Origin of the sequence: Rhodobacter sp. JA431 (genome assembly GCF_900217725.1) — a bacterium.
GTDB lineage: Bacteria > Pseudomonadota > Alphaproteobacteria > Rhodobacterales > Rhodobacteraceae > Rhodobacter > Rhodobacter aestuarii.
This window is the reverse complement of sequence record NZ_OBMP01000001.1, coordinates 444,997-470,430: the sequence shown is the minus strand read 5'-3', so window position 1 is coordinate 470,430 and position 25,434 is coordinate 444,997. Positions and strand designations below refer to the sequence as shown.

The window sequence follows — 25,434 nt, the reverse complement described above, 5'->3', positions numbered from 1 at the left end:
TTGGGGTAAGCTTTTTGAAAAAATATTGCGAAAATGAGCAAATTTGACTAAAGTTTAGGCATAAATGCGCGCCCACTGAAGTGTTTTAGAACAGCCATTCTGTGGAGCGCCAAGCCATGTCCAATGGTGAAATTGAATTTAATGCCGCCACCCTTCGTTTTGAAGCCGACCTTTATGAGGACATTGAGGTCACGTCTGCATTGCTAAAGCCGAACGATGTCGCGGCCCCGGTTTTTGAGCTTCTCAGCACCACATCGCATGGTGTTCTAAAGATCGAAGGCGGTGACTACACGTATACTCCGAGTGCAGATTACTACGGTGAAGATACATTTACGTATCGGGTTCTGGACGGTAGCGACGAAGCTGCGCGCTACACGATCTACCTGAATGTTGCCTCGGTGAATGACGCGCCGGAAACGTCGTCTGTCGCGCGCACGACGGCTGAAGAGGTGGCAATCTCTGGCCTGTTGACCGCTACGGATGTTGAAGGGAACGCTTTCAGTTTTGCCCTTGATAGAGCCCCCAGCAACGGCACGGCGAGCATTTTAGCAGGTGGGAACTACACCTACACTCCGAATGAAAATTTTGTCGGGACAGACCGGTTCACCTACACTGTGACCGATAGCGAGGGCGGCGTGACCTCGGCGGAGGTGACGGTCGAGGTCACCGGTATCAATGATGCCCCGACGAATGTGGGCACCGATTTGCTTGGCGATGCGGCGATGTTGCGTGGCGGCTCGGTTGGCCTTGATCTGTCGGGGATTGAACTGGCCGATGTGGATGCGACGAGCGCCTCGGTTGGGACGCTGACGCTGAACGCAACACCCGGCGCGGGAACGTTGAGCATTGGCGGTGATGCCTCAGCCCTGACGGTGACCGGCGATGGTTCTGAGGCGCTGATCCTGACAGGGACGCTTGCCGCCTTGAACAGTTTCCTGTCGCGACCTGATGCGGTGATCTACACCGACACAAGTGGCACTGCGGGAACGATTTCGGCCAGCTACAGCGATGATGGTGCAAGCGGCTCAGGCGGGGCGCTTAGTGTCGATCTTGGTGGTTTGCAGGTTGCGTTTAACACGGCGCCGGTCGCGCAAGATACCAGCTTTGCCGTGAGCCGCAATGGCACGCTGAATGGCCAGCTTTTGGCATCTGATGTCGATCACGATACGCTCAACTTCGCCACGGAAACCGGGCCCTCGCGTGGCACGCTGACCCTGCAGGCAGACGGTAGCTTTGACTATGTGCCCTATGCGGGTTTTTCGGGAACCGATAGCTTTACTTATACCGTGAGCGATGGGTTCTCGGTCGTTAGGGCAACGGCGGTGGTGACCATTTCGGCGACTGCCACGCCCCCGACGGTGATCAATGAAACCGGCACAACAGATGAAGATGCGGCGCTTTCAGGGCGGCTTGATGCGTTTGACCCGAATGGTGGGACGCTGGCATTTGCATTGGCAGCAGGGGGCGCGCCGACACATGGCACGGTCGAGGTGTCGGCAGATGGTCACTATCGTTACACGCCGGACGCGGACTTTGATGGCGAGGACGGATTCACTTTTGTTGTAACCGGGGCGGCTGGCCTGCCGAGCTATGGGACGGCGACGATCACCGTACGCCCGGTGGAAGATGCGCCGGTGGTTCAGGCTGAGAGTTTCTCGCTGATTGAAGATGGGAGCCTTGCTGGGCAGCTGGGCGCGACGGATGCCGATGGGGATGTGCTGGTTTACAGCGTGACCACCCTGCCCAGTTTAGGCAGCCTTGAACTCAATCCCGACGGCAGTTTCATCTATACGCCGGACGCAAACGCCAATGGCATGGATAGCTTCAGCTATGAGGTCAGCGACGGGACAAGTGCCATTCCGGGGACGGTCTCACTCACCATTGCGCCGCAAGATGATGCCCCCGTGGCTGATGATCTAACCGTTGGTGGGCCGGAAGATACGGTCATCAACGGCCAGCTTACAGCGCAAGATGGGGATGGGGATGCGGTAACTTGGGAGCTGGCCGCTGGGTCGGAACCTGCCTTTGGGACGCTCAATCTGTCTGAGGATGGCAGCTTCACTTATACGCCGGATGCAAACGCGAACGGCACCGAAGTGCTGACCCTAACCGCGCGGGATGGGGCGCTTTCAGATACAGCCACGCTGACGATCCATGTCACCCCGGTCAATGATGCCCCCGTTGCCGTGGCTGACCCAGATCAGGAGATGCAGGAAGATAGCACCGCGATCTTTGATCTTGCGGGCAATGACACCGATGTCGATGGCGATGCGCTGATGATCATCGCGGTGGAGGCGCTGCATGGTGTGGCAGAAATCACCGCGGATGGCCAAGTGCGCTACACGCCGGAGGCGGACTATTTCGGCCCCGAAGTGATCAGCTACACAATTTCTGACGGACAGGGTGGCACGGATACCAATAGCGTCCAGATCAATATCCTGTCGCGCCCGGAAATCATTTATGAGGGCACGGAGGGGGATGACACGTTCGAAATCCGCGGCACTGATGGGCGCTTGGCGGGTTTTTACGGGGGAGGTGGCACCGATACGGTCGTCAACGCCGGGCGCATTTGGGACAAACTGAACCTGACCGGGACGGTTTTTGACAGCATTGAAACGCTCGATGCCCAAAATGGTGTGATTGTTGTCGATCGCGATGGGGCGATGGACCTCTCTACCCTTGGCCAGTTGGTGAATGCCCGAAGGATCGAGGGGGACCGCGGCAACGAAACGATCACCGGGTCGCAGCAGGGCGACGTGATCAGGGCGGATCGCGGCGACGATCAGGTGTTTGGTGCGGGCGGTGATGACCATCTCTCAGGGGAGGAAGGTGCCGATAGGCTGAGCGGCGGCGAAGGCGCCGACACGCTTGTTGGCGGCGAAGGGGCCGATGCTCTTGATGGCGGTGCGGGGGACGATCAGTTCCTTGTGGCTGGGTGTGACGGGCGGGACGACACGGTTTCTGGCGGTACAGGTTATGACATCGTGCGCAATGCCAAGCGCGGCGGCTACCTCGACCTGACGGGCGCAAGCTTTGAAGGGGTGGAAGAGATCGACGCCCGTGGTGGTTGGATCCGTGTCAGCAATGGCGCGCTTGATTTGCGTAGCGTTGAGACGCTCCGGGATGTGCGTGGGATTCTCGGCACCCATCGCAATGAAGTCATTGGCGGATCGCGTGGGGATGATCTCATTGATGCCGGGCATGGCTGGGATGTGGTTTTAATCTCTGGTTCGGTGGCGGATGCTTCGATCTCGAATATCGGTCGGGGGCGGGCGATCGTCGAAAGCCTCGAAGGGGGGCGCGACCAGCTTTATGGCGTCGAGGAACTGCGCTTTGACGACTACACCTTGTTCCTTGATGGGCGGGACAATCTGCCCTTCGGTGCGCCGGATGCGGTGACGATTGGCGAAGATGCCGCGCAGAGCTTTGCTGTTGATCAGTTCCTTGCCAATGATTTTGACATTGGCGGTGGGCCGATTGCGATTACCGGTGTCTCGGGCGGGACATGGGTCACCGCCGCGTTTGATGGCAGCGCGATCACGCTTAACCCCAATGGGGCCTTTGAGGCACTTGGCGCGGGGCAAAGCGCAGAAGATACGATGACCTATCAGCTTTCGGATGCTGCGGGGCAGACTGTGTCGGTTGCGGTGACGGTCACTGTAATGGGCGCCAATGATGCACCGGTGGCAGTGGATGATCGGGCGGATCTGGCCGAAGGCACTTTGGCCTCAGGCAATTTGCTCATCAATGACACCGACATTGACACCGGTGATGCCCTGCAGATTGCGGGGCTCGAGGGGGGCACGGCCACGGCCGAAGGGTTCACGCGCAGCTTTGCCTCGGGTGCGGTTTTGGACCTTGCTGCCGATGGCACTTTTACCTTCACCGCCGGACCGGGCTATCAAAGCCTTGGTGTGGGGCAAGAAGCCGTGGAAACCGTCACTTACACGGTGGCCGATGCACATGGCGCAACCAGCACTGCCACGCTGAGCCTGCATATCGCCGGGTTGAACGATGCCCCGGACGCCGCCGATGACGATGGCTTCATCACCACCGCGCGCGGCAGCATCGAAGTGGCCGCGGATGGGGTTCTGTCCAATGACACAGATATTGATGCAGGCGATCAGCTTGTCGTCTCTGGTGTGTCCGGTGGCGTGGAAGAAACCTTCTTCATTCTAGAAGCTGGCGTGCTTGTGGCGAGGCAGGGGTTCACCACCACGGGCAGCGCGGGGGGCACTTTCGCGCTTATGGCCGATGGCGCATGGCGGTTTGAGGCCGGGCAAGATTTCGATGATCTGGCCTTGGGGGAAAGCCGCCTCACCTCGATGGAATATACGGTTTCCGATGGCCATGGGGGCACGGATACTGCCGTGCTCAGCGTCCTTGTGACGCCTTCGAGCTACGGGAGTGAAAACGTTGATCCGGCCGATCTGCCCGATGAAAGCGAAATGACCCGGATTGCGATCTCGGGCACGTTCGAACAGATGGGTGGCGTTGATGTGCTGGGTGAACTGTTCGCCCGGCTTGATGACAGTGTCGATTTCGATCTGGCGAGCTTGCTGGATATGGACCTGATCGATATCGATACCCGGATCCAAGTCAGTTATGGACCGGATACGGGGTTGAATGTCGATATCACCGACAACAACCCCGATAGCACGGCAATGCTTTCTGGCTTTGGCGCGGAGTTGGATGCCGCTGCGGATTATCTGACAGGCTTTGCCAATCCGATCCTAACCGCGCCAATCACGCCGGTCTATTTCGGTCCGACGTTTGAGATTGATGCGACGATCATGGCGAAGCTCGGGTGGGATATTGATCTGCCCTCGCTTGGGCGCACGGCGATCTTCCAACCGATTGAGATTGATCTTTTGGTGCCCGATAGCCCGGTGCAGGCATGGCAGAATTTTGTGCTTTGGTCTGACAATCTGGTCTCGCTTTCGCCCACCACGGTGCTGCAAACCGTCGGCATTGGCGACATCACCATTGATGCGGGCTATGGGCTGACCGATTTGACCGTCTCCAACGTGGGGCTTTCGTTCGGGACGCAAGATTTCCTTGGATTGGATATTGATGGGCTGGCAGAAGGCTTTGTTGGCCTGAACCACGAGTTCAATCTGCTTGCGGCCTTGGGCGTTGACGAAGATGGCGCCGGTATGGTGTCGGAGATTTCGCTATCTTTCGAAGATGTGCTCGACGGGCTGATTGAGGCAGGGATTCCCGAGTTCTTCAAGCTCGTTTCGGATTTCGTCAATGATCCGTCCAGCGCCACGATCACGGCACTTGGCCGATACATTCAAAAGGCCGTTGGGATCGTCGCGAGCAATGCCGCCACGACTTACAACGTGGGCGGCGCAGAGTTGAAACCCTCTGAGTTGCAAGCCCTGAGTGACCGTGCGCGTTTCAATGATTTCGACATTTGGGATGCGGATGGGCGTGGGCTCTTCACGCTTGAAACGCCCGAGGGCGAGACAATTCATGTCACGGCGGATCTGGTCAATGTGGTGATCGAGACCACGGGGATTGATGGGGCCGTTGGTACTTTGCGTCAGCTGTTGACGGTGGATGGCTTCACCCCCATCGAAGGTCTGACGCTGACCGCCGATCTGCCGATTGGCAATGTTGATGACATTGAGGGTTTCGTGAATGACGGCGAAGGCACCGTCGATACAACCGCTCGTGCAGGCACCAGCGAGATCGAGGTGACACAGATCACCCGCTTGGCGGGTGTCAGCTTCGATTATGAAAAATTCGCTCCTGCGGTGGTGCGGATTGCGCTTGATAAAGCGACCGAGGCGGGGCTTGAGGCCGCGAAGGCGCAGCCCGAACTGATCCCGATCATCATCGGCGCGAATATCGCGGCCAATGCGGCCCTGATCATGTCCGAAGAGGCGCAGAAAACCGCCGAAGAAGGGTTCACTTTAAGCGCGGAAATCAAGCAGACCGAATTGGTTGCCGAACTCACCAATGGGGTTGGCGGTCTTTTGAACAGCGTCGCCGGTGCGATCAATAGCTTGCTCGGATTGTCTGGGAGCAATGCGATCCCGATGATCGCGGAAATCACGGCGGAGCAACTTGAGACTTCGCTCGATACGATCATTGACGGTTTTGCGCAGGACCTTGTGACCTTGTTGAAAGGAATCACTGGGGCTGCTTCGGAGGTGTTCGACTTCATTGCGAACGATCCGACCTCGCAGGCGATCATTGAGACGCTTGGTGGTATTGGGGACATCGCGGCCGCCGGGATGACGGGGATCATCAATACCTTGCGCTGGCTGGTGAATACAGCCGCTGATGTGTTCCATATCGATGTGGGGCTTAGCCCCGTCCTCAGCATCTTCGACAATCTCTTGGATATCGCCGAGGCTGGCCCAGAGGCCATTTCAAATATTGAAGTTTTCATCCGCGACATCGTCACAGGTGCGCGTGATTACTTTGCCCAAGTTGGCGACGATATCGAACTCGGAATCAATACCTTTGCCGATTTCGTCAAAGATTTGGCGCGCGGGATCGACCTGCAGCTGAGCACCGATTTCGATCTGATCGATTTCGTGATTGAGGCAGGTATCGACCTTGTACAGGTGGCGCGGTTCGACCCCGATGAGGTGCAGGTCACCTATATGATTGACGGTGTCGAGGTGACGGGCAGCTATGATGAAGCGGCGCAATTCTTGGCCGCCGGGGCTCCGGGCGATGTGCTCAATGGAGAGGTGGCCTATAGTTTCTCAGGCGCGGTAGATTACGATTATATCCTGCGGCTTGATATTGCTCCGACACTTGAATTGTACGGCTTTGATATTGCCGGCTCGCTTGGTGTTGGCGACGGGTCTGCCAATTACGATCTGGATTTCGACTATGCCGCGATCAAGCTCACCGATGATTTCACGCTTGAAGATTTGGGCTCGCTGAACTTTGGCGAAGCCTTTGACGATGCTCTGCTTGAACTGCCCTTCGGCCTGTTTGAAGATGTGGCGAATGTGGTCGTCGATGAAATCCGCGAAAGCTTTGGCGAACTCGCCGGACAGACGACCGACCTTGATTACAACGAAATCCGGCTCTTCACGCTGGAGGATGTTGAGATCGGCGCGGATCGTTTCACGCAGGTGGTCAGCAACTTCCAAGTGGAGATCGGCGGTGCGATTGATAGCACCGCACTGCGCTTCTCGGCCGCGCCGGGGCTGCAAGTCTCTGGTACTGCGCTGATTGATGCCCTGACCGAAGCGCTTGCGAAGGTTGAGGGCAGCGCTGCGAATATCGGGCGGTTGATGCCGCTTGACGGTGGTGGGGCGATGGCCGTTGGTGCCAACGGCACCGTTATCTTTGATGCAGAGGGGGATTTTGAGACCCTAAATGAAGGGGAAGAAACGACCCAAACCTTCCGCTTCACGGTGACAGGGGCCGATGGTACGCCCGAGGTGCGCGAGGCAGAACTGACCATTGTCGGCGTGAATGATGCGCCGGTCGCGATTGCGGATGCCGCAACAATGGTCGAGGATGGTACGCTCTCCTTTGATCCGGCCGCGAATGACAGCGATGTTGATACCGCCGATGCCGGGCATCTGACCGTGGTGGCTGCAACTTGCCCCGACGGTGCTGTCGAGGTCAGCGCAGAGGGGCTCGTAACGTTCCGGCCCGCTGCCGATTTCAATGGGACGACCATCATCTCTTACACCGTGGCCGATCCGCAAGGGGCGACCGCCGAGGGAACAGCGACGGTCACCGTGACGCCGGTAGGCGATATGGTGCGCGCCGCCGATGATGTGTTGACCGTGTCCGAAAACGGCACCGCCAGCCTTGATGTCACGCTAAACGACATTGAAGTGGACGGCGAAATGGTCACGATCACCGGGTTCACGCAGCCTAGTGCGGGGCAACTCACGCAAATTTCGTCGACCGAACTGGCTTTTGACCCGGATGGTGACTTTGAATACCTCGCGGCGGGGGAAACGGTCGATGTGACCGCCGATGTACAGGTGTCTGACGGGGTGGATGGTGTTGCGACCTCGCGGCTCACGATCACTGTTGTCGGTGAAAACGATGCTCCCGTGGCCTCTGACGATCAGGTGCTGGTCGCCGAAGACGGCTCTGTGACCATTGATGTGCTTGCCAATGATACGGATGTTGATGGGGATGCGCTTACGGCAACCGTTGTGGCCGCTGCCGCGCATGGCACCGTCAGCGCGGGGCCGGGCGGCACGCTGATTTATCGGCCCGATGCCAATTACCATGGCGAAGACAGCTTCTCCTACGAGGTGTCGGATGGGCATGGGGGTAAGTCGCAGGCGGTGGTGCAAATCACCGTTGACCCTGAACCTGAGGACACCGTGCAAGGTACAGCGGGCGATGATGTCTTCTCGCTGAACTATAGCGATGGCTTCTTGACCCTGTTTGAGGGCGGCGAAGGCTATGACCTGATCCAAAGCGCGCGCAGTCGGGGGGATTTGCTTCTGGGTGAGGCGGAATTTGCCTCGATCGAGGAGCTTGACCTGCGGGGCGGCAGAATTCACGTCAACCGTGATGGGTTCTTGGACCTTTCGAGCATTGGCCTTGTGCAGGGGGTTGCCGCAATCGTTGGGGATCGCGGTGATGAGAGCATCACCGGGTCGCAGCAAGATGATGCGATCTACGGCGGTTTTGGCGATGATGTTTTGGCCGGGATGGCAGGTGATGATCTTCTGGCGGGCGAACGCGGTTCCGACCAGTTGCTTGGCGGCTCTGGAAACGATTGGCTGGATGGCGGTTGGGACGACGACACCGTGGTCGGCGGCGAGGGCGATGACACATTGGTCGTCTTCAATCGCGCTGCCGCAAATGACGTGCTTGACGGTGGTGCCGGTTGGGACGTGCTGCGCAACGATTGGCGTGGGAACTTCATTACCTTTGATCATGCAACGATCACCAATATCGAGCGACTTGAAATGCAGGGCGGGCGTATTGAGCTTGCGCGCGATGGTGTGCTTGATCTTGCTTCCGTTCTTGAAACGGATGGTGTGATCCGCATTCGCGGTGATCGTGGTGCTGAAACGATCATTGGCACGCAGAGTGCGGATGAGATCGAAGCCGGAGAAGGCGCCGACTATGTCGATGGGCAGGGAGGAGATGATACCTTCTTCGCGGCGGGGACCAACCTGCGCGGTGATACGATCATCGGTGGCACGGGCTTTGACGTTGTGCAGAACAACGCCTCTTTCCGCTTCTGGTGGAATGATCTGAACATCACGGGCACGGTTTTCGAGGACGTGGAACTGTTTGCCGCGAATGGCGCGCGTCTGCTTGTTGACGCGGGCGGGAGTGCCGATCTGTCGACCTTAACCGAGCTGCGCGATGTCCGCGGGATTTGGTTGAATTGGGGCGATGAAACCGTTGCTCTAAGCCTTGCCGATGACGTGGTCTATGGCGGTGACGGAACCGATACGGCTGTGATCGCGGGCTCTGTTTTCGATACGGCGCTGACGCAGATCAATGCAAACACTTGGCGCTTGGATGGGCCTGGCGGCACCGACTGGCTGCATGACGTCGAAAGATTGGTCTTTGATGATCTGTCACTCTTCATTGATGGCACCAATAACGCGCCGGTGACACGTGCGGATGCTGCGCGTGTGTTGGCTGATGCGACGCTCGATATTGCGGACCTTTTGGCCAATGACCTTGATCCCGATGGCGATGCTTTGCATGTGATTTCGGTTTCGTCTGACGAAATCGGGGTGAGCTTTGCTGATGGCGTGGTGACGCTTGATCCCGAAGATCGCTTTGTCGCCTTGGGGGCAGGGGACGAACAACGCGTTTTGGTCACCTATGTGGTCGCCGATGAGGCGGGGGCCGAAGCCGAAGGGCAGCTTTGGGTGACGGTTGTCGGTGTGAACGATGCGCCGGTGGCCGGCGATGACAGCGACATGACGGACCAGAACACCGCGATCAGCGGCGATCTGTTGGCGAACGACACCGACCCGGATCTGGGGGATACGCTGTCCATTCAGGCGTTGAATGGCAATGTTGCGGCGATTGGTATGCCGGTCTTGTTGGCCTCGGGCGCACTCGTGGTGCTGCAGGCCGACGGCAGCTTTGCCTATGATCCTAATGGGGCCTTCGCCTGGCTTGGTGAAGGGGAGAGCGCCGAAGACAGCCTGAGCTACACTTTGGCCGATGCGCTTGGTGCAACGGCAGAGGGGGCCTTGCGCGTGGTCATTACCGGGGAGAATGATAATCCCGAAGATGGCGATGAAGGCTATGCGACAAGCGCGCACCGCACATTGAGCGTAGGGGCTGCAGCGGGGCTTTTGGCCAATGGCGCTGATCCGGACATGGGCGATTTGCCCGGTGTCGCAGCGGGGACTTTTGCAGGCAGCGCTGGAGGCATTTTCACCCTCAATACGGATGGCAGCTTCAGCTTTGCGCCGAACAATGCCTTTGGCGACCTCGCCCCCGGCGAAACCCGCGACACCGTTCTGAGCTATAGTGTGACGGATGGCCATGGCGGTATTGACACATCAACGGTGACGGTCACCGTCACGGGGGCCACCGCGCCCATCGAAATCACGGATCCGGTTGACTCTGTCATCACGCAAGTCAGCGGTACCTTCCGCCAATATGGCGGGGTCGATGTGGCGACCTATTTCATCGAGCAAATCGGGGCGATGGCCGGGATTGATCTGGATAGTCTGCTCGACTTTACGCTGATCGACATCAACAAGCTCTTCACGCTGTCGATTGACGCCGATGGCAACCTGACCTTCGGTGTTGAGGATGTCGATCCGCCCAATGGCGCGCTCGAAGATTTCTCGCAAACGGTGATTGATGGTGTGGCCGAGGCTGCCAGCTTTGTGGATCAGTTCTTGCCACTGGATCTGGGGCCGCTGACCTTCACCCCGGTCTTTGACGCGCAATTGGGGCTGGACCTTGAGTTTGGCTGGGATATCGACCTGCCGACGCTTGGTAAGACCAATATCAGCCAGCCGGTGACGCTGGAACTGAGCACGCCCGAAGAAGCGGCCGAAGGTGTTGCCGTGCGGCTCTCTTCGGGCAATCTGGTCAGCCAATCGCCAACCACGACGACCGAGGGGATTGGGCTTGGCCGTTTTGCGGTGCAAGCGGGCTTTGCTCTGCCCAATACGCAGATCAGCAATATCGGTCTGTCGCTCGCGTCCGGCGATTTCCTTGATTTCGATCTTGATGGGGTTGTTTCGGGGGCGCTGTCGCTTGATCGCACCTTCGATCTGGGGGAATCGCTCGAAACGGTGAAAGAATTCCTGCTCGACAGCCTTGAAACGATCATGGAAGCAAGCGGCGTCGAACTGCCGGTCGATATCAACAAAATCGCCAGCACGCTGTTGGCGCTCGATATCGGCAATATGATCGAGGGGTTGTTCTCTGGCGATGTGGACTTTGCCCCCTTGCTGAGCGCTATCGACAGCGGGGATGCTGCCAAAGTCTTTGACGAGACTTTGAACCTGATTACGACACTGTCTGAAAATGGCGAAAATGTCGGGGACGACATCGCTATCGCAGGGGCTACGGCCAGTGCGCGCGATATCTGGAACCTTGGTCGCCGCGCGATGTTCAATGAGTTTGACGACTATCGCGATGATGGCACCGGGGTCTTTATCCTCAGCGACGAAGATGGCGAACCTGTGGAGGTCACCGCTGAAGCTGTCTTTGGTGTGATTGATGCCAAAGAACTTGACGTGAAAGCCGATACGCTGGTGTCGATCCTAAGCGGTACCGGTATTTCCCCGATTGAAGGGATTTCGGTTGCCGTCGCTGCGCCGATCGGAAATGCCGAGCAAATCGAGGGCTTTGCTGACACGGCAGATGGGCGTGACACCGATGACCGTGATGGTCTGCAACAGATCGAAGTGCGGCAGGTCACAAGGTTGATTGATGTCGATGTTGACCTCGAGGGCGTTCAAGAAGGGATCATGGATTTCTTTGTGAAGGCGATCATGGGTGTGTCCGACGTGACCGGAACAGGCGCCGGAACGACGATGAGCCCGGCGCAGTCCTTGCTCACCTCAATGGCGATGCAACGGGAATACATGGCCACACTGGAAGATGGCTTCCGTTGGGATGTCGCCGTGCAGCCAGCGGAATTGGTGACCGCCACGGTGAACGGGCTTTTTGATGGGATCAACGCCTTTGGTGAAACCATCGATTCCGTGATCCCGGGCAATATCTACACGCCGCTGACGCATCTTTCGACCGATCAGACGCTGGATACGATCGACGCGATCATTGACGCCGCGCAGCAGGCTTTGGGCGGTGCCTTCGACGTGATTGAAACTTTGCTTGCGGCTCCGGCGCAGGTTGTCCGTGAATTTGTTTCCGACCTGCTGGAAGCAGCCGAATCGGGCATAGATAGCGTTCTTGAGGTTGTTAAAGGGATCTTGCAAGGTGCAGGCAGCACGATCGAAGGGCTGATAAAGGTTCTTGAAGGCGTGCCACATATTGCGGTCGCTGGGCCGTTCCTTGAATGGGCTGTTGCTGGTCCGCTGGCGCTGCTTAAAAGCGTGGATTCGGCAATAGATTCGCTGCAAACAGGCGTGTCGTCGCTGCGTGATTTTATCGAAGATGTTACGGGTTTTGTGAATGATTTGTTGGGCTTCGATGTCGGAAGATTTGTCGATACAGCGCTTTCGGATATCGGCGGCTTCTTGAAAGACGTGGCCCATGGCGCCGAGATGAATATGGAGCTTGGCTTTGATCTGTTCACGGCAGAGCTTTCGGCAGGGCTGGAGCTGATCCAGATCGCGAAATTTGATCCGGATGAAGTGACCGTGACCTATACCTTGGGCGATGTGAGCACCGAAGCCGCTTTGGGCGAGGAAGTCACACTCGCGCCGAGCGGTGTTGCTGGCGATACGGTTGCGGGGACGGCCGAATATCACTTCTCGGGCGATGTAGATTATGAATATCGCCTGAAACTGGACATCGATCCGAACTTCACCTTCCTTGGTGTCGATCTGTCGGGGGCCTTTACCGTTGGCGAAGATGGCAGGACGGTAGAATTCTCGACCGAATATGCCCTTGCCGCGCTGGGCGAGCATGAATTGAATGAGGATGGCTCGCTGGATGTTTCGTCGCTGTTCGATGAGGCGCTGATCGAATTGCCCTTCGATTTCGCGGCCGAGATCGTTCAGGAAGTGGCCACCAATATCGTAAACAACCTCAATCTGCCGGGCGGCATGGGCTTTGATGAGGATGAGTTCATTCTGTTCCAACTCGATGATATCGAGATCCCGGAAGAGGAATTCACCACCATCATCACCCCGTTCGAGATTGATATTATCTGACGTTGGTCACTGTATTGGTACTTTGGGGGCGCGGGTTTCGGGACCTGCGCCCCAATTTTGTGCGATTGCCTGCTTGAGAAAAGGGCAATTGCCTATGGTTCCGTGCAGGTGCCTTCTCCGCGATCATTCGAGTGCCTTAGCGCTTTTTTGACGGGCGTCGCTCATCTTTTTTGCCCGCAAAAGCTCAGGAAAGGCGCATGTAATCCACATATTTGTTAAACTTCGTTAATCGCCTTGCGCCCTCAAATTGCCCGAACAGAAAGTCGTGCCATGTCTGATATCTATGTTTCCGCCGGTGCCGCCGAGGGGGGCGATGGCAGTGCGGCGCGCCCCTTTGCCACCATCCAAGCGGCGATAGATGCGGCGCAACCGGGCGATACGATCTTGGCTGGTGCGGGCGAATATATTGAAAACGTGACCTTTCGTAACAGCGGTGCGGAAGGGGCTCCGATCAAGCTCGTGTCCGCAGATGGCCAAGGTGCGGCGCTGATCCGGCCCGCCGATGCGGCGGCAGATACGCTGGAGATTGCCGGGGCCGACTATATCGAGGTTTCCGGTTTCGCGCTGGTGGGCAGCGATGATTCGACCCGGCAGGTCGTGCATGTCCATGGCACAGACAGTGGGACCAACTTCGCCTCCAATGTGGTGATTGCAGATTGTCTTATCGAACGCGGGGCTGGCGACGGGATTAAGCTTTCAAAAGCTGAAGATGTCACGCTCAGCGGCAATGTGATCACCGGGGGCGGCCCGACCGAGGCCGGAATAGACTGCGTTGGGGCCAACCGTGTTGTGATTGAGAACAACACGATCACCGATAGCCCCTATATTGGGATCATGCTCAAGGGCGGTTCCACCGATCTGATTTTGCGCGGCAATACCATCACGGGCGCGGGCCATACGGCGATTGAGGTCGGCGGCTACACGGCCGAGCAACACTATCCCCCCGGCTTCTTTGACAGTGGCAGTCAGTGGGAAGCAGGTAATGTGCTTTTGGACGGAAACACCATCACAGACAGTGGCAACGCGGCGCTGCGGGTGATTGGGGCGCAGGGGGTTTTGGTTTCCGGCAATACAATGTCAGGCACCAATGCGGTGGTGAAAATCGATGATTCCAGCCTGTATCATGAGACGTGGTATGCAACCGATATTGGCTTTGTCGGCAATACGATCCCGGATGGTTGGCTGATCGACCGTTCTGAGCAGGCGGTGATTTGGACGGATGCCGAGGCTGGGCAGGCCTATGAAGACTGGACCGAGACAACAGCGGCCGTCACGACGGTCGCCGATCCGGCCCCCGTAAGCGACCCTGACCCGGTGACCGATCCGGTGGAGGTTGCGCCCATCACGGGGACCGGGAATTCAGATGATTTGCGCGGCACCGATGAGGCCGATGTGATCGAAGGTCTTGGCGGCAATGACAAGATTGAGGGTGAAAAAGGCGATGATTTGATCTCCGGCGGCAGTGGGGATGACACGATCCGCGGCGGCGAGGGCGATGATACCATCCTTGGCGACAACGGACGGGACCGGCTTGAGGGCGAAAACGGCGCGGATATGATCGCCGGTGGCGGCGGGGCCGATACGCTGAAAGGTGCCGATGGCAATGACCTCTTGCAAGGCGATGACGGCAATGATCGCCTTGAAGGCGGCGATGATGACGACACGCTGGAAGGCGGAGACGGCTCAGACCTTTTGCGCGGCGATAATGGCGATGATCTGCTTGATGGCGGAGAGAGTTCCGACACGCTGGAAGGTGGCGCGGGGGACGACACGCTGATTGCGAGCGCGGGGTCCGATACGCTCAAGGGCGGCGGCGGTGCAGATGCCTTTGTGTTCACTGCAGATTTGGCGTTCAGTTCTGAGCGGTTGACAGATTTTGATGCCCGCGACGGCGACCGGATTGTGCTCACGGGCTTTGGTGAGTTGATCGACAGTTTCACCGATCTCGACACCAATGCGAACGGCATTTTGGATAATGGAGATGCCTTGATCCGGGTGTCCGGGGGGCGAACCTATATCGACCTCTCGGCGCAATATGGAGATGCCGCCGGGGAAGATGTGATCCGCATTGATGATGATGGTCTTGATAGCCTCGCCTTCTTATTTGCCTTTGGCTGACCCTTCCGTTGGATAGGCAGGAGCCCCTGTTTGCGTATCACATCGTCTAAACTGTTCATGAAGTGATCGAAAATGGCGCATTTCTTTGGACAAACGGGCAGCGTTTCAAAAATAGGTATATGGAAAGCCTAATTTCGATTGCCTCGTGGGACGAAACTGAGGGCCCTGGGTTATAATTCGTAAAGGCAAGAGACTCGCAGCATTCCTTCCGCAATGAAAGGCAACGCATGCAACGTAAGGTCAAAAAGGCGATCTTCCCGGTCGCTGGTTTGGGAACCCGGTTCCTTCCCGCCACCAAGTCGATCCCGAAAGAGATCCTGACTCTGGTGGACCGCCCACTGATCCAATACGCCATTGATGAAGCGCGGGCGGCAGGGATTAAGGAATTCATTTTCGTCACCTCGCGTGGGAAATCCGCGCTGGAAGACTATTTCGATGATGCGCCCGAGCTTGAGGCGTCTTTGCGCCGCAAAGGCAAAACCAAGCTTCTTGAAACGCTTAGAACCTCCAATATGGATTCTGGCGCCATCGCTTATGTCCGGCAAAACCAGCCGCTTGGTCTTGGCCATGCCGTTTGGTGCGCCCGGCGTCTGATTGGCAATGAGCCGTTCGCGGTTTTGTTGACCGATGACGTCATCGCGGCAGATAAACCCTGCTTGCAGCAAATGATCGAAGCGCATGCGGAAACCGGCGGAAATGTCGTTGCCGCGATGGAAGTTCCGCCCGAGCAAACCGCCTCCTACGGCGTTTTGGATATTGCCGAAGATATGTCCTCGCTCGTGCGCGTGAAAGGGATGGTTGAAAAACCCAAACCTGAGGAGGCGCCTTCGAACCTTGCGGTGATCGGGCGTTATATTCTGACGCCCAAGGTGATGCAGAACCTCAACAAGAAAAAAGAGGGCGCGGGCGGTGAAATCCAACTGACCGATGCGATCGCCGAAGAGATTGCCGTTGGCAATCCGGTCTATGGCTTCCGCTTTCGTGGTCAGCGCTATGATTGCGGCTCCAAAGCGGGGTTCTTGCAGGCGACGGTTGCCTTTGGCTTGGCGCGCGATGATTTGCGGGAGGAGTTCAACGAATTTCTGCATGAAATGATCATTGAGCGCGAGGCATTGCGCGTCGCTCGGACTGTAGCCGAGTGATCTGCCCCCAAGTGCAAAAGAAGCCGCGCAATTCGCGCGGCTTTTTGCGTATTGGATCGAGAAGGCCGGACCTAATTGGGCATGAAAAGCAGTGTCAAAGATCCGCCAAGGCCACGATTGTAAAGCGGGCGACGCTCTTGCAGCAGGTCATTGACCCGCGGGTCATCGACCCGATGCGCATAGGGTTCCAGCCAAACCAAAAATTGGGGGTCCCGTTCCATTGGGGTGATCTGCTCCCCCGAGCCGCCATGGGCAAGAACAACCTCGGGCGTGATGATCGCATCAAGCGCGCGCCCCGCAATGTCGCCCAGCCGCGCTCCATGTGTGCCGCGCATCGCATAGGCATCATAGCCTTGTGACTCGAGCAATTCGGCCAGAAAAACAAGGTAAAGCGTGGCGAAGTTTTGATAATGCGCGGCCCGCCGCCCGCGCATCATTTCCAGCTTGAGCCAACCATCGGCCGTGGCCAAATCTAGCGCGGTCAGATAGGCGCGCGCACCATACTGAAACAGCGCATCGTCCTCGGCCATGATGCCGATGATCGCTGCGTAAAGGCCGCGACGGTAGAAGTGGTTGTTGCAGCAAGCCGTACTCGGCAGGCCGCTGATTGCGGAATGTCCGCGCGCAAGGCGTACCATCCACGCGTCGATTTCGGCCAGATCATCTTGCCGATCTGGCAGTTGATCACGCACCATCGAAAGCGCGAAGGCCGCCGCGAAAAGCGCACTTTCCACCGTGTACCAAGCCTGCGGTTCATCCGGGCTATAGCCAAAATTCTCAAGCGCCTTTTCTTGCGCCCATTTGCTCAGCAGATCGACAAGACACTGGGCGTGGTAGTCATCCTCCGCCACCAGCTGCGCATTTGCCAAATTGCTCACCGTTTTTTCAAAGCCGATGAACACCTGCACCGCATCCCGCCAGCCGGCGCGATCAACATAGAACCCGGGCACGGTAAAACCGGGCTCGGGGATTGGCAGGGCCATCGCATCGCGGCAACTCATTCCGAATTTTGCGCTGGCAATCTCGTCCAGAAGGAGCGGGGTGCTTGCCGTTTTCAGGGCCGCGCGGCGCGCGGGCAAATCCAAGAAGCTCGCCGCCGGATTGGTGAACTTAAAACGAGAGACATCCACCGCTTCGCGCACTGGAAAGACAGAGGCGCCGGTTGGTCGCGGGGCGGTGGTTTGGCTTTCGAGCGGGGTGGGAAGAAGCAGCATTGCCAAAAGCGCGGCCTGAACGTGCCCCCTCATGCGCCCGACCCAAACAGCCGTGCAATCAGGGAATTGCGGCGCAGTACGACTTCGAGCGGTTGCCCGATTTGCGCGGCATCAAGTGGCTGGTCCGCCTTGAGCAGAACCGAGGCCAGCGTGTCTTCGCGCCGCAGCCTGTCTGGAAAGCCAAAGCGGGGTTGTGCATCTGGTGTGAGGGTGATCCGCTCGATTGTTGCGTGAAACGGCGCCCCCGAAATCGGGGTAACGACGGCTCCGCCTTGGCCCACTGCCAGATTGCGCGCATCGGCCACAGGCACCAAGGTCTCGATCCGCAAGGCCTCCGGGTCGGCACGCGTCAGGGTCATCACCAGATCACCGGCCAAAACCCATGCCCCATCTTCTTGATACCACTGCACGATGCAGTCACAGGGCGCATAGGCATCAAGCGCGGTTTTGCGCATTTCAAGCGCGCGTTGGCGGGCCATGAGCAGGGCGCGGGGTTCCGCTTGGCCGACGGCGGGCTCTCCCGCTGCTGCGTTGACGGAAGCTGGTCTGGCTTCTGCGCCCGCGGCAAAGGCCAGATCACCATCATCAGAGGCGAATTCCAGAGTATCTAGTGAGGCGAGGGAAAACGCGGGTTGCAGGTAGCCCGGCGCGGCGGTCGGCGGCGTGTCCTGGTGCGGTGCTGTGGCCACGCCGCCTCCCGAAGCTGAAGCAATCGACAACGCTTCCAGCTTCGCCGTTGTCTCGAACCTTTCGGTGTCGAGCGCATCGACAGAGATTGAATAGAGCGGTGCATCGCGCGTCACGCGCGTGCCCACCGCAGTGATCCGGCTTGAGACTTGCCCCATTTCCGGCGCACGCAGATCAAGCCGTGCAGCCGTGACGGTGGCAAAGCGCGCAGGTACAAAAACGGCATGGTCGTAAAGCGCGGTGGCAATGAAACCTAGAGCCCCAAGGATCACCGCAAACGACAGACCCAGCGTCAGCAGATTGCGTCCACGCGTGGTGTTTTGCTCGGCGCCGTCGGTCGTTTCTGCAAAGGTCGGATCGTCGGAGCGGTCCAATAAATCGCTGGGCGAAGCAACAAGCCCCGCGTGATAGCTGCGAATGATCCGGCGCAGCGCCTCACGATGCGTTGGGGCGAGGTTTTCAAAGGCAAAGGTCAGCGTTGGGTCCGACGCTTCCATCCCGTGCTGGCGCAAGATTGCACGGGTTTTGACCTCAAAAGTGAAGCCATGCAGGTTGATCCGCAGCAGCGCTTGCAGGCTTTCGCCGGGTTTGGGCAAGGGCGGTATGTCGCCGCCTTCTTGCGCCGCCGGGGCGGCATAGACGGTCATTTCATCAAGTGTGAAAGACACGCCTTCATGCACAGTATTGTCGAAAACGACGAAGAAATTCAGATGAACGGCCCGGCTGCGCAGCGGCGAGCGGCCCAACATCTCTACGCGTGGCAGCGCCTCAGGGTGAGAATGGTTGTGTGTATTCATCCTTTGGGGTCTCGCATCTGGTTGCGGGTGGCCCCGAAGCCGTGGGCCACCGGATCAAAGGGGAGGGATCAAAGTCGCAAAAGGCGTGCAATTTCCGTGGTTGTGCCGGGGCTCACATCGGTGATCACGCCGATCATCGTGCCGACCGCGAGCGCAAAACAAGCGAGCGTTGCGGCATGCAAGGCCCAACCGGTCGTGCGGGAGAGCCGATCTGCACGGCGGGTTTTGATCGCTTGGCGGGTCCAGCTTTGGCGATCGAGGTGGTAGGTCAGGACCGATTTCAGCATCCCGCCCCAGACTTGGTTGTAATACATCAAGAAGGGCCAGCTTGGGTGGAAGCGTCCGTAATGGGCCCCCGCCATCGCCGACATGATGCCCCGGGTCACGAAGGCCAGCGCCAGATAATAAATCGCAAAGACGGGGCTATAGTAGAAGCACAGGAACAGGGTTGAGATGGGGCCGGTCAGCGCGGTCCAGATTGACAAGCGCTGATCAATCAGCGCCCACCAAACAAAGGGCCCGACGCGGCGCGGGCCGAGCCCAATAGCGCGGCCATTCGCGCGCAGCATATTTCCAAACCAACGCGTCATCAGTTTGCTGGATGCCGGAAAGAATTTTCCCGGAGCAGGAAGCGCCTCAATCCCGGTGGCATAGACATCGGGCAGGTAGAGCATCCGGCGGCCTTCACAAAGCACCTGAAACCAAGTGCTTTTGTCGTCTCCGGTCAGGAAGGTGATCTCGCCATGGCGCCAATGCGAGATCCGGTCGGCCTCGACGCGCTGCACAAAGGCTTCCGAAGTGGCGATTTCTGCCCGAAACAGAGAAAAGCGCCCCGTCAAGACGAGCAAGCGTTTCGACAATGCCATCGAGGCCATAAGCGCGTGGCGCTGCGCGAGCCGCAGCGCGAACCACTGTTGCGCGATCGGCGTGCCCGTGACCTCGGCACGGTTGTTGGTGGTGATCGCATCCAGTCCCGGATCGGCCAAGAAAAATGGCAGTGATTTTGAAAAAGCGTCGGGCGCCAAAACCACGTCCCCATCCATCAAGGTCACAATGGCACCGGGCGGCAGGGCATCGCGGGAAATCGCCCGAAGCGCCTCTGAAATGGCGCGGCGCTTGCCCTTGCCGTCTTGGAACTGCGCGTGAAAACGGATCTGCGTCGGTGCGCCGAGATCAGCATAAACCCGGTTGAGAATGCGCACATCGCGATTTGACGTGACGGAGGCGATGATCGTGGTCGGGACATCCGCATTCAACGCGGCGCGGCATAGGCCCCGATAGCATCGCTCGATCATCTGCGGGCTCATGCCGTATGACAGCACGACCACGTAAAGATGCGGCACGCTTTTGTAAGCCGCGGCGGCTGTCGCGCGGGCTTGCAACCGCGGATAGACCCGATGCAAAAAGATCAGCGCGCGGATCTGATGCAGGCTCCACCAGCTGTAGCGCCAAGCCGCAAGCCCGCCCAGTGTGAGGAAGAAAAGAACTGTCCCGTCCGGGCGGGGCAGGGTCAGTGCCGTGCTCCACAATGCGGTGGCAAGCCCAAGGTACAGCGCCCACCAATGCCAAATATCGGGCTGTTCCCATAGCCGATGATGTAGGGGCGATGTGAGACGGTGTTGCGGGAAGTCGCTCATGAGAACCTCACCGTTTGCCCATCCCAACTGGCCAGACCGGTGATCGCTCGGCCATCTAACAGCACGTCGCGCAGCACCACCTCGCCCGGTTCGCCGGCAAGAAAGCTCCCGCCGCCAGCGGTGTCGATCTCTCCGCCGATCAGCGTTGCGCGCCGCTCTGTTGTATCGGGGCCCTTGCCCAAGCGGATCGCGGCACTGCCTGCCCCAGCGATCAAGTGACAATCCGTCAAGGTTGCCTGACCGCCAAGCCACATACAGGCGGCAGCATTGCGCGCCCTTGGGCGCATGGCCGTCATGGTCACACGGGTCAGTTTGTTGTTTGGGTTGTTGCGCCAGATGCGCACGCCATATTTGCAGCCATGCATCGAGCAATCGGTCATCTCAATGCCATCGCATTTCAGGTCAAACCCGGCATCGCCCATATTCACCGCGTGGCAGTTAAAGAACCGCGCCGCGCGGGTTTCCTCTTCTAACACAATGCCATCGCCCTGAACGTAACTTGATCCGCGGGCCTCGGCATCAATCGCGCTGACCGCATTGCGTAGGGTGACGTTTTCAAAGCGCAGGTTCTCCCCCGCAACGACCGAGATGAGTTGTAAAACGCGGGTGCCGCCGCCATCGGTGAAACCGGCATCCAGCCATAGATCGCGTAAAACCGCATTTGACAGGCTGTGAAACCGCGCGAACCCGCGCCCAAGCCCGAGGGCGGAGCAATTCTCAATGCAAAGCCGGGTCAGGTTGGTGCCGCGCGTGGTTTCGATAACGCGCCCTGCATGGCGCAGGTGCAGATCGCGGAGGGTCAGGCTATCGAGCGCCCCTTCGAGCAACAACAGGCCATTTTGCGGTGCGCCCTCGGCGACTGGTCCAGAGAGCGTGAGATATGAAGCATCCACGAGGCGCAGAAAGGGCGGCCCCTCTAGGTCTGGGTTGGTGCGGCTTGGCCATCCTGAACCGCCCCGCCGGAGTTGTGCCCAGCCGTTTGCAGGGTTGGCCGGGACCAGCGTGCCCTCGCCGCCGATAAAGCCGAAGCTGATCGCAATGGGGCGGCTTGCAAGTCCCGAGCGGCGCAGCACCGCTTCCGTCTCGCGCCAAAAAAGCGGTGTCTCTCGGTCTCGGGGAAAGCCGATCAGCAACTCGTCATCGGGCTCAATCGCAGCCAGTGCGGCTTCGAGGGCGCTTAGCGGCATCGCGTCTTGCCAACTGTGCCCCGCTCCGCGGCCCGCGCCGGAAATGTGGATTTCGCGTCCCATCTCAGCCCTCCTGCCGTTCCAGCATGAGGCGGCGCCAATCTGTTGATGCGGCGGTGCCCGTCGAGATCCAGACCTGTTGCGCGGTCACGTCCACCCAAAGCGCACCAAGCAGAGGCGGCGTTCCTTGCGGCGGTCCATCGGCCAGATGGCGCGCGACCCACTCGCCCGGCCAACCTCCGTTTGGCTGCGTTGCGCGCGCCGCCGAGGCGCTTGCCCGAGCCAAGGCGGCTGCGAGTTCGGCAAAATTCGCATTCACCTTCTCAAAAGCGCTGCGCAGGCTTTCCCCGGTGCCATCATCTGGTGTTTTGCCGATCTCGATACGTTCAACCAATACTCATCTCCATAAGCTCGAACAGGCGGCGCGAACTATCAGTGCGCAGCATGGCGGGAATTGGAGGTGCCGCCTTTGCCTCCGCCGAACGCAAGGGTGCGGCTGAGACGCATAGCAGGGCGATACCGCCTTTGAGCGTGCTGCGACGGCTGAGCCGCAACGTGTTCTGTGTGTGGCCGGCCTTTGCCGCCCTCATGCGGTTTCCAAGCGCGCATAAAGCGCATGGGTGTCGCGGGCGATGGCGCCCCAGTTGAACGCAGCCAGCAGGTCGCGATGCGGCATCTCATTCCAGCGCGTGCGTAACACTTGCGCCAGCGCAGAGATGTTGCCTTTCGGGAAGTAATGATCCTGCTCTAACCCAAGGTCACGGTTGGCCGTGATGTCTGACAGCAGCACCGGCGTGCCGATGGCAGAGGCTTCCAGTGCCACGATAGGCAGTCCCTCGTGATGCGAGGCCAAAACGAACAGGCGTGCCCCTTTCATCAGCGCGGCGACGCCCTCATGCGGCACAGAGCCGGTCATCACGACCCGATCTTGCAAGCCCCGCGTCTTGATAAGCGCGGCCAGTTCTTTGTCGTGGTCTGAGCCGCCGTTGCCGCCTGCAATCACCAGTTTTGCGGGTAGATCGGTGCGGCCATAGGCTTCGATCAGATCCGCGAAGCCCTTTTCGGGCACCAGACGCCCAACCGACAGGATGTAATCTTGCCCACGGAGGCCGAACTGTGCGCGCCATTCCTCGGGCGTGCGGGTGGCCGAATTTGACGTGGTCAAGATGTGATCCGCGCCATTCGGGATGTAATTGATCGCCTCCGCCTTGCTTGGATAGTCTTCGCGCAGGCGCTCAGCTAAAGAGGCCGAAACCGCAATCACCGCATGGCTGGAGGACACCCCGAGCCGCTCTCCGGATTTCAGCACGAATTTCGCAAACCGGTTCCATTTCGCGCGCAGGAAATCATCCCCGTGATGGGTCAGCACAACACGCAAACCGATGAGGCGAGCGAGCGGCGCAAAGAGCCCGGGGCCAATTCCATGCAGATGGATCATGCCGGCACCAAAGCGAAACCGCGCTGCAAGAACCCCAAGAAATGTGTTCGAGATGGTTTCAAAGTAGCGGTTTTGCGCGGCCGCCAAGGGCATCACATAGAGGTTCTGCGCGCACACACGTTTCGCACGGCCGATTGTTGGGCGACGGCCAACCACCACGAATTGCTGCTCGGGACGCAGGTCAGCCAAACGGGGGTAAAGTTGCTCGCAGTGCGTTTCGATGCCGCCGGGAACGTCGGGAATTCCACGAAGCCCGACCACGCAGGTGATCTTCGGGCGCCCCGTTGCGCGCACGGGCTCACGTTTGATCTCGGACTTTTCATTCCGCGGTTCGGTCGGACGCGCAGGTTTGCGGCGCAACGGATCACTTTGGCACTCTTGCGATTGGTTGCGCGAGAGTGTCAGCACATCGGGCTCGGCCATCGCCTGAACGCTCTGCGACGTGGAGCGCGAAAGAAAACTCGCCAGTTTGGACTTCAGCATTATCGGTCCTTTCCAACCGAAAAGTCCGCGGCCGAGCACAAAAGAAACCGTTGTGTTAAAACGGAGAATGCGCCAAGCTGGGTTTATTCGGTCGATATTTGATTCAGAGCTTCCGTGCTGGGAAGCCGGTTCATTCTGGTCTTGGTCGTCGGATGGGCGCGCACCTTTTGCGCGACACGAAAGGCATAAAGAACCGGACCGCATGACGCTCATGTTCATGCAAGTTACCGAACGCCATGACAAAGCCATCCCTGCCAAAAAGGCACGGCCCATCCTGTAGTCGTCTTGAAGGATATGCTTTTCTGAGGGTCAGTTAATTTGTTTCTGGTGGCCTATCTCCTTTTTGGTCAGGTGGTGGCTGGGCAAAATTCTTAACCCGACGAGGGGCGGCTTAGTATCCCGAGCCGCGCCCAAACTCTTTCGACAAAGTGCCGAAAACGATCTTGAGATCCCCCCAAAAGCTCGCTGTGCGCAGATATTCTAGGTCATGATCAAGGCGCCCGCGCGCCGCTTCATAGGTGTCTGTTTCTCCGCGATAGCCGCGCACCTGGGCGAGACCGGTGATCCCCGGCAAAACGGCGTGCCGTCGCATGTAACGGTGATCAAAATCCTCGTAACGCACGCCTGCGGCGATCATGTTGGGCACATGCGGGCGCGGCCCGACAATCGACATCGTACCTTCCAAAACATTGAGGAGTTGGGGCAATTCGTCGATTGAGGTGCGCCGCAAAAAAGCGCCGACGGGGGTGATCCGAGGATCGCCCTTCACCGTTTGCTGCACCCCGGAGCTGTCGCTCAGTTCGGTGCGCATGGTGCGAAACTTGTAGATTTGGAACGGCGTGCCCTTCCGTCCATACCGATTTTGCCGAAAGAAAACCGGGCCTGGGCTGGTCAGTTTGATCGCCGCCGCGCAGCCAAGAAGCAAGGGCGCAAGCATGAGAAGCCCTGCCGAGGCCGAGACGATATCAAAGCTGCGTTTGGCACGATGATAGGCCGCGTTACGGCGACTTTGACGGCGCCGCCCCGGGCGCGGTGGCGCCTGATGGACCCACGCAGGCTGAGCAATCGATGCGCGCGCCGGATTGCGCGGAGCGATATCGAAGCCCACGAGGGTCGCCGCCATGAAGGTCGACCGTCTTGAACTGCGCTTATGCTTGCGCGGTTCAATGACAGGGTGATCGTTATGATGTATTTCTGGCGTCGCCGGACGATTTCGGTCCGATGAAATATAAGTCTCTACTGCCTCGGCTTTCGCCGAGACATTTTGAAAGTCCCGCATAATTCAAGCGTCTCCCGCATGCTCACAGCATCATGAAACCAACCCCTCTCCCAAGGGGGGGCGCGTAGCTATGGCTCCATTGGCCGATTGTGATTGATGCTCGATCTGAGAAACAGATCACCCCTTACAGAACCTACCGAAGCCCATTTGCCATTGGCTCGTCGGA

10 protein-coding genes are annotated in these 25,434 nt (G+C 58.6%); 3 read left to right on the top strand and 7 right to left on the bottom strand.

The genetic code is table 11. The features are described 5' to 3' along the window. Window positions 1–116 precede the first annotated feature (116 nt). The 3 genes from CRO18_RS01935 (at window position 117) to galU (ending at window position 16,546) form a co-directional block, all read left to right on the top strand. Window positions 117–13,286, top strand: coding sequence for an Ig-like domain-containing protein (locus tag CRO18_RS01935; RefSeq protein WP_097080864.1), 13,170 nt, complete (start codon window positions 117–119; stop codon window positions 13,284–13,286). 270 nt (window positions 13,287–13,556) lie between these two features. Then, window positions 13,557–15,404: a right-handed parallel beta-helix repeat-containing protein gene (locus CRO18_RS01930; RefSeq protein WP_097080863.1), complete on the top strand. Its 1,848-nt coding sequence runs from the start codon at window positions 13,557–13,559 to the stop codon at window positions 15,402–15,404. Between the two features lie 227 nt (window positions 15,405–15,631). Then, a complete protein-coding gene (gene galU, locus CRO18_RS01925) occupies window positions 15,632–16,546 on the top strand; it encodes a UTP--glucose-1-phosphate uridylyltransferase GalU (RefSeq protein ID WP_097080862.1) in 915 nt (304 codons plus the stop codon). Window positions 16,547–16,617: 71 nt separating this feature from the next. Here galU and CRO18_RS01920 read toward each other — a convergent pair whose 3' ends face one another. The 7 genes from CRO18_RS01920 to CRO18_RS01890 form a co-directional block, all read right to left on the bottom strand. Continuing rightward, the gene (locus CRO18_RS01920) at window positions 16,618–17,793 is read right to left on the bottom strand and encodes an alginate lyase family protein (protein ID WP_097080861.1); all 1,176 of its coding nucleotides are present in this window, start codon (window positions 17,791–17,793) and stop codon (window positions 16,618–16,620) included. Beyond that, entirely contained in the window at window positions 17,790–19,196 is a 1,407-nt protein-coding gene (locus CRO18_RS01915; protein ID WP_097080860.1) for an HlyD family secretion protein, read from the bottom strand. The genes CRO18_RS01920 and CRO18_RS01915 overlap by 4 nt, the downstream gene beginning before the upstream one ends. 116 nt (window positions 19,197–19,312) lie before the next feature. After that, a complete protein-coding gene (locus tag CRO18_RS01910; RefSeq protein WP_097080859.1) occupies window positions 19,313–20,881 on the bottom strand; it encodes a glycosyltransferase in 1,569 nt (522 codons plus the stop codon). Further along, complete coding sequence (locus CRO18_RS01905) at window positions 20,878–22,131, bottom strand: right-handed parallel beta-helix repeat-containing protein (protein WP_097080858.1); 1,254 nt, start codon at window positions 22,129–22,131, stop codon at window positions 20,878–20,880. Before CRO18_RS01905 ends, CRO18_RS01910 begins: the two co-directional genes overlap by 4 nt. Before the next feature lies 1 nt (window position 22,132). Next, the gene (locus CRO18_RS01900) at window positions 22,133–22,462 is read right to left on the bottom strand and encodes a hypothetical protein (RefSeq protein WP_097080857.1); all 330 of its coding nucleotides are present in this window, start codon (window positions 22,460–22,462) and stop codon (window positions 22,133–22,135) included. 192 nt (window positions 22,463–22,654) lie between these two features. Beyond that, complete coding sequence (locus CRO18_RS01895) at window positions 22,655–23,989, bottom strand: glycosyltransferase family 4 protein (protein ID WP_170952528.1); 1,335 nt, start codon at window positions 23,987–23,989, stop codon at window positions 22,655–22,657. Between the two features lie 391 nt (window positions 23,990–24,380). Then, complete coding sequence (locus tag CRO18_RS01890) at window positions 24,381–25,112, bottom strand: sugar transferase (RefSeq protein WP_083952120.1); 732 nt, start codon at window positions 25,110–25,112, stop codon at window positions 24,381–24,383. Window positions 25,113–25,434 lie beyond the last annotated feature (322 nt).

Excerpts from the sequence above, each read along its gene's own strand:
- CRO18_RS01895 (WP_170952528.1), bottom strand. The coding sequence starts at position 23,989 with ATGCTGAAGTCCAAACTGGCGAGTTTTCTTTCGCGCTCCACGTCGCAG.
- CRO18_RS01930 (WP_097080863.1), top strand. The coding sequence starts at position 13,557 with ATGTCTGATATCTATGTTTCCGCCGGTGCCGCCGAGGGGGGCGATGGC.
- CRO18_RS01890 (WP_083952120.1), bottom strand. The coding sequence starts at position 25,112 with ATGGCGGCGACCCTCGTGGGCTTCGATATCGCTCCGCGCAATCCGGCG.
- CRO18_RS01935 (WP_097080864.1), top strand. The coding sequence starts at position 117 with ATGTCCAATGGTGAAATTGAATTTAATGCCGCCACCCTTCGTTTTGAA.
- CRO18_RS01910 (WP_097080859.1), bottom strand. The coding sequence starts at position 20,881 with ATGAGCGACTTCCCGCAACACCGTCTCACATCGCCCCTACATCATCGG.
- CRO18_RS01915 (WP_097080860.1), bottom strand. The coding sequence starts at position 19,196 with ATGTTGGGCCGCTCGCCGCTGCGCAGCCGGGCCGTTCATCTGAATTTC.
- galU (WP_097080862.1), top strand. The coding sequence starts at position 15,632 with ATGCAACGTAAGGTCAAAAAGGCGATCTTCCCGGTCGCTGGTTTGGGA.
- CRO18_RS01905 (WP_097080858.1), bottom strand. The coding sequence starts at position 22,131 with ATGGGACGCGAAATCCACATTTCCGGCGCGGGCCGCGGAGCGGGGCAC.
- CRO18_RS01920 (WP_097080861.1), bottom strand. The coding sequence starts at position 17,793 with ATGAGGGGGCACGTTCAGGCCGCGCTTTTGGCAATGCTGCTTCTTCCC.